This is a genomic window from uncultured Holdemanella sp., assembly GCF_958348295.1.
Taxonomy (GTDB): domain Bacteria; phylum Bacillota_I; class Bacilli_A; order Erysipelotrichales; family Erysipelotrichaceae; genus Holdemanella.
Window position 1 is genome coordinate 1 of the sequence record NZ_CATVYQ010000078.1, and the last position, 5224, is coordinate 5224.

The window sequence follows — 5224 nt, forward strand, 5'->3', positions numbered from 1 at the left end:
ATCCAGAAAATAGTATCTGGATGGTTCGTCATTTCTTAACTTAATGACATTGAGCAATAAACTGCTCTTTTCATTTACTTAAACGCTCTTTTGAATCTTTCAAAAGGAGATTCAGCTTGCCCAGATTTTAATTCTTCGTATAACTCTCTTTCTCTTCGAGATACTTTACGTGGAATTTCAACTTGAACTTCTACAAATTCGTCCCCTTGTCCTGAACGTGCTTTTACACCTTTTCCTTTTAAACGGAATTTAGTGTTTGGCTGTGTTCCTTCAGGAATCTTTAATTCTACATCTCCATATACAGTTGGCACTTGAATTGTACAACCAATCGTTGCATCAATTGAACTGATTGGAACTTTAATAAAGATATTGTTGTCTTCACGTTTGAAAGTAGGATGTGGTGTAACCATAATTTCAATATATAAATCTCCATTAGGTCCTCCATTTGTTCCTCTTTCTCCTTTTCCAGGAATACGAATCTGCTGACCAGATTGAATTCCTGCCGGAATTTTAATATCCAATTTTACACGACGATGCTCATATCCTTTTCCATGACAATGTGAGCAGGCACGTGTAACTTTTTTACCTGTACCATGACAATCTGGACATACGCTTTGTTGTTGAATCACACCAAATGGTGTTCTTTGTTGAGACATAACATATCCAGAACCATGGCATGTAGGACATGTCTGTACATCACTAGGGCTTTCTGCTCCAGATCCATTACAGTGTTTACATGTTTCATCCACATCCAATGAAATCGTTTCTGTTTTACCAAAAATGGAATCCATGAAATCAATGCGCATCTGCATGTAACGGTCTTGTCCTTGTCGAGGTTGGTTGCTTGAACGACGGGATCCTCCACCGCCAAATCCTCCACCAAAGAACGAACCGAAGATGTCTCCTAAATCGCCAAAGTCTGTGAATCCACCAGAGAATCCACCACCTTGTCCAAAGGCTCCATCCATACCTGCATGACCAAATTGATCATAGGTAGCACGCTTTTTCTCATCGCTTAATACTTCGTAAGCTTCATTGATTTCCTTGAACTTATCTTCAGCTCCAGGTTCATGATTTCGATCGGGGTGATATTTCATGGCCAATTTTCGATAGGCCTTTTTAATTTCATCTGGTGTAGCACTTTTGCTGACGCCAAGCACTTCATAATAGTCACGTTTTTCTGCCATGTGAATCCCTCCATACGATACGAAGAAGTTCTAGCGTGGCTAGAACTTCAAATGTTGCTTATTTATTTTACTTCTCAGTGAATTCACCGTCAACTACATCATCACCTGAATGAGTTTGTGTTGATTGTGAAGCTGCATCACCATTTGGTTGGTTATACATTGCTTGACCTGCTTGCATTGCAGCCTTTTCAAGCATGTCTAACTTAGATTTTACTTCTTCCATGTTATTTTCATCCAAAGATTTTTGTAGATCGTCACGCAATTTCTTAGTTTCTTCAGCTTGTTTTGGATCAATCTTATCTTTGTTGTCTTCTAACATTCCATCGATTTGTGCAATGAAACCTTCAGCTTTGTTACGTAAATCAATTTCTTCTTTACGTTTTTCATCTTCAGCCTTATTATCTTCAGCTTCACGAACCATACGATCGATTTCTTCATCACTCAATCCACTAGAGTTTTGAATTGTGATGTGTTGTTCTTTACCAGTACCCTTATCTGTAGCACTTACGTGTACGATACCGTTGGCATCAATATCAAACTTAACTTCGATTTGAGGAACTCCACGACGAGCTGGTGCAATTCCATTTAATTGGAAGTTACCTAATTCTTTGTTGTCGTTAGCCATTGGACGTTCACCTTGTAATACACGGATATCTACAGCTGGTTGGTTATCAGCAGCTGTTGAGAAGATTTGTGATTTACTTGTTGGAATTGTAGTGTTACGAGGAATCAATACTGTCATAACTCCACCCATAGTTTCAATACCTAATGATAATGGTGTAACATCTAGTAATAATACGTCGTTAACATCACCAGAAATAACTCCACCTTGAATTGCAGCACCCATAGCTACAGCTTCATCTGGGTTAACAGAGTGGTTAGGATCTTTTCCTAATGCTTTACGTACTGCTTCTTGAACAGCTGGAATACGAGTAGATCCACCAACTAATAATACTTCATCGATATCTGATTTAGACAATTTAGCATCTCTTAATGCATTTTCAATTGGAATTAATGTACGTTCTACTAAATGTTTAGTCATATCATCAAATTTTGCACGTGTTAATGTTGCATCAAAATGCAATGGACCTGCTGGACCTGCTGAAATAAATGGTAAGCTGATTTGTGTCTGCATTACACCACTTAAATCTTTTTTAGCTTTTTCAGCAGCTTCTTTTAGACGTTGCATTGCCATTGGATCTTGTGACAAGTCAATTGCGTTATCTTTCTTGAATGTATCAACCATCCAGTTTACTAATACGTTATCAAAGTCATCACCACCTAAGTGAGTGTCTCCGTTTGTTGATAATACTTCAAATGTTCCATCAGCTAGATCAAGGATACTAACATCGAAAGTACCTCCACCTAAGTCATAGATCAATACTTTTTCTTCTTTATCTGTTTTATCAATACCATAAGCCAATGCTGCAGCTGTTGGTTCGTTGATAATACGTTCTACTTCTAATCCAGCAATTTTACCTGCATCTTTAGTTGCTTGACGTTGTGCATCGTTGAAGTATGCGGGAACTGTAATAACAGCCTTTGTTACTTTTTCTCCTAAGTAATCTTCTGCATATGATTTCAAGTATTGAAGAATCATTGCACTAATTTCTTGTGGTGTATATGATTTTCCTTCAGCTTCTACTTTTTCATTAGTTCCCATTAAACGTTTAATTGAACTAATTGTATTTTTGTTTGTGACTGCCTGACGTTTTGCCGCATCACCAATAATACGTTCTCCATCTTTGAACGCAACAACACTTGGTGTTGTACGATTGCCTTCTGGGTTAGGAATTACTTTACAATCTTTACCTTCCATAACCGCAACACAGCTATTTGTTGTACCTAAGTCAATACCAATAATTTTACTCATGATAATTACCTCCCTATTCGCTTACTTTTACTAACGCTGGTCGTAAAATACGATCTTTCAACATATATCCTTTTTGTAATACTTCAATAACCATTCCACTTTCAACGCCTTCTTTTTTCTCTTGCATTAAAGCCTGCATTGTATTGTGGTCAAATGGTTTATCAGCTACATCTATTTCCTGTACGCCTTCTTTTTCCAGCACACCTTTCAATTGCTTATGAATCATCTCAAAACCTTTGACATAATTCTTAATTGTTTCATCCTCGGTTTGTACTTTCAAAGCCATTTCCATTGAATCAAGAATTGGCAAGATTTCCGTTGCTGGCTGTTGGAAGCGATATTTTCGAGTTGCATCTGCATCTTTCTGTAGACGTTTCTTCATGTTTTCTGTATCTGCATAAGCACGTGCTACATCATTTTTTGCCTTGTCTAGTTCCGCCTTCAAACCTTCAATGATTTCATCTGAACTTGGTTCTTTTTTTTCTTCAGTTGCTTCTTCAACAACTTCCTCTTTCACTTCTTCTTTTGCTTCCTCTTTTACTTCTTTATTTTCTTCTTTGCTCATCGTTGGCACCTCCTTCATTTTTGTCTGTCCCAAAGACGTCTTCAATGACATTTGACATATAATCCATCAAGGCTACGACCTTGGAATACTGCATTCGATTTGGACCAACAACCATTAATTGTCCTTCCTCATCGCTGTTATAATGGAATTTTGTCGTTAATACCGAACAATCTCCAATCTGTAACAACTCGTTTCTTTCGCCAATCTGAATTGCCACATTTCCTTCTTGATCCGTCCATTGGTGGAATAAGTTTCCATTTTCTAATATACGCATCATTTGTTTCAACTTGTTGATATCACTAAATTCTGGCTGATACAACATATTGCTTCGTCCAGAAACCGCAACTTTTTCTGTCGCAAATCGCATAAAGGCTGAAACGAACGCTTCAAACAAAACCTCATGTCGCACAAGCTTTGCTGCCATCATTGGTTCAATTTCTTTCATCTTATCAACAACATCTTCAATTGGCGTTCCCACTAATTGGTCGTTTAATAAATCTGTACAATTTTGAATATCCTGCATAGAAACATCTGTACCAAACTGAAATACCTTATTTTCTGTATGCCCTTGATCTGTAACAATGATCGCAACAGCACTTTGATTGTTGATTGGAATCAACTGTACATGTTGTAAAGTCTGATGCCTGCTATCAGGTCCTAGAACAACACTGGTTAAATTTGTCATATGTGACAAAATATCACAGCTCTTTTGAACAACTTCTTCTAACGAATAATGTCTTTCACTAAAAACTTCTTGTAAAGCATTCTTTGTAGAAGCATCTAAATCCGCTTCCATAAGATGTTCAACATAGTACCTATAGCCTTTTTGACTTGGAATACGGCCACTCGAAGTATGCGTCTTCTCTAACAATCCCAACTTTTCAAGTGTTGCCATCTCATTACGAATGGTTGCAGATGAAACTGGAAAATCTAGAAGTTCCATCAATGTCTTTGAACCAACAGGTTCTGCACAACGAGTAAACTCCTCAACTATCGTTTTAAAGATTATCTTTTGACGTTGTGTAATTTCCATTGTGAAGGCCTCCTTCTAGCACTCATTTTCCTTGTCTGCTATTAGTATATCACAATTTTTAGCACCGTCAACAATTGAGTGCTAAAAAATAAAATAAGGTTACGATATTCGTACCTTATCATCTAAGCTTTCATCAATAACTTTTTAATCGATTCTTCATTTACTGAGAAAATTGATGCGATTGCTTTAACACTGAATCCTTATTCTAGCATGGTTTGATATACTTCAAATTAGTTTAGTTCAACCCCTTGCTTGATGCCCATTTAGATCCCTTTGTTTGTTGATTCTTTAAACATTTCATCTAATGCTCTACACACTTTTCATTCTTCTTGTAAAGAATGGATATGATTGCACATCCATTCAATCAAATATTCTTTTTTAGTTCTCTTAATGCATCTAAGTCTAATCCAACAATCTCAGATATTTCTTCAAGCGTTTGATTATTTCTTATAAGCATTTTAATCGCTATTTTGATTTGTGTATTTTTTACACCACGTTTAATGCCTTGTTCAATGCCTTGCTCAAGCCCTTGCTTGATACCCATCTGGATTCCTTTGTTTGTGGAT

Annotated in this window: 4 protein-coding genes and 1 pseudogene; all 5 read right to left on the reverse strand. The window is 36.9% G+C overall.

The annotated features are described in order from the left end of the window. Window positions 1-74: 74 nt before the first annotated feature. The gene (dnaJ, locus tag Q3907_RS10320) at window positions 75-1187 is read right to left on the reverse strand and encodes a molecular chaperone DnaJ (protein ID WP_288519180.1); all 1113 of its coding nucleotides are present in this window, start codon (window positions 1185-1187) and stop codon (window positions 75-77) included. A 67-nt stretch (window positions 1188-1254) separates the two neighbouring features. Continuing rightward, the gene (dnaK, locus tag Q3907_RS10325; RefSeq protein WP_118325672.1) at window positions 1255-3060 is read right to left on the reverse strand and encodes a molecular chaperone DnaK; all 1806 of its coding nucleotides are present in this window, start codon (window positions 3058-3060) and stop codon (window positions 1255-1257) included. 13 nt (window positions 3061-3073) lie between these two features. Further along, window positions 3074-3625, reverse strand: a complete 552-nt coding sequence (grpE, locus tag Q3907_RS10330; protein ID WP_301898214.1) for a nucleotide exchange factor GrpE — start codon at window positions 3623-3625, stop codon at window positions 3074-3076. Beyond that, entirely contained in the window at window positions 3606-4658 is a 1053-nt protein-coding gene (hrcA, locus tag Q3907_RS10335) for a heat-inducible transcriptional repressor HrcA (protein WP_295560848.1), read from the reverse strand. The genes grpE and hrcA overlap by 20 nt, the downstream gene beginning before the upstream one ends. Before the next feature lie 364 nt (window positions 4659-5022). Then, window positions 5023-5224, reverse strand: a pseudogene (locus tag Q3907_RS10340) (hypothetical protein); the annotation flags it as partial.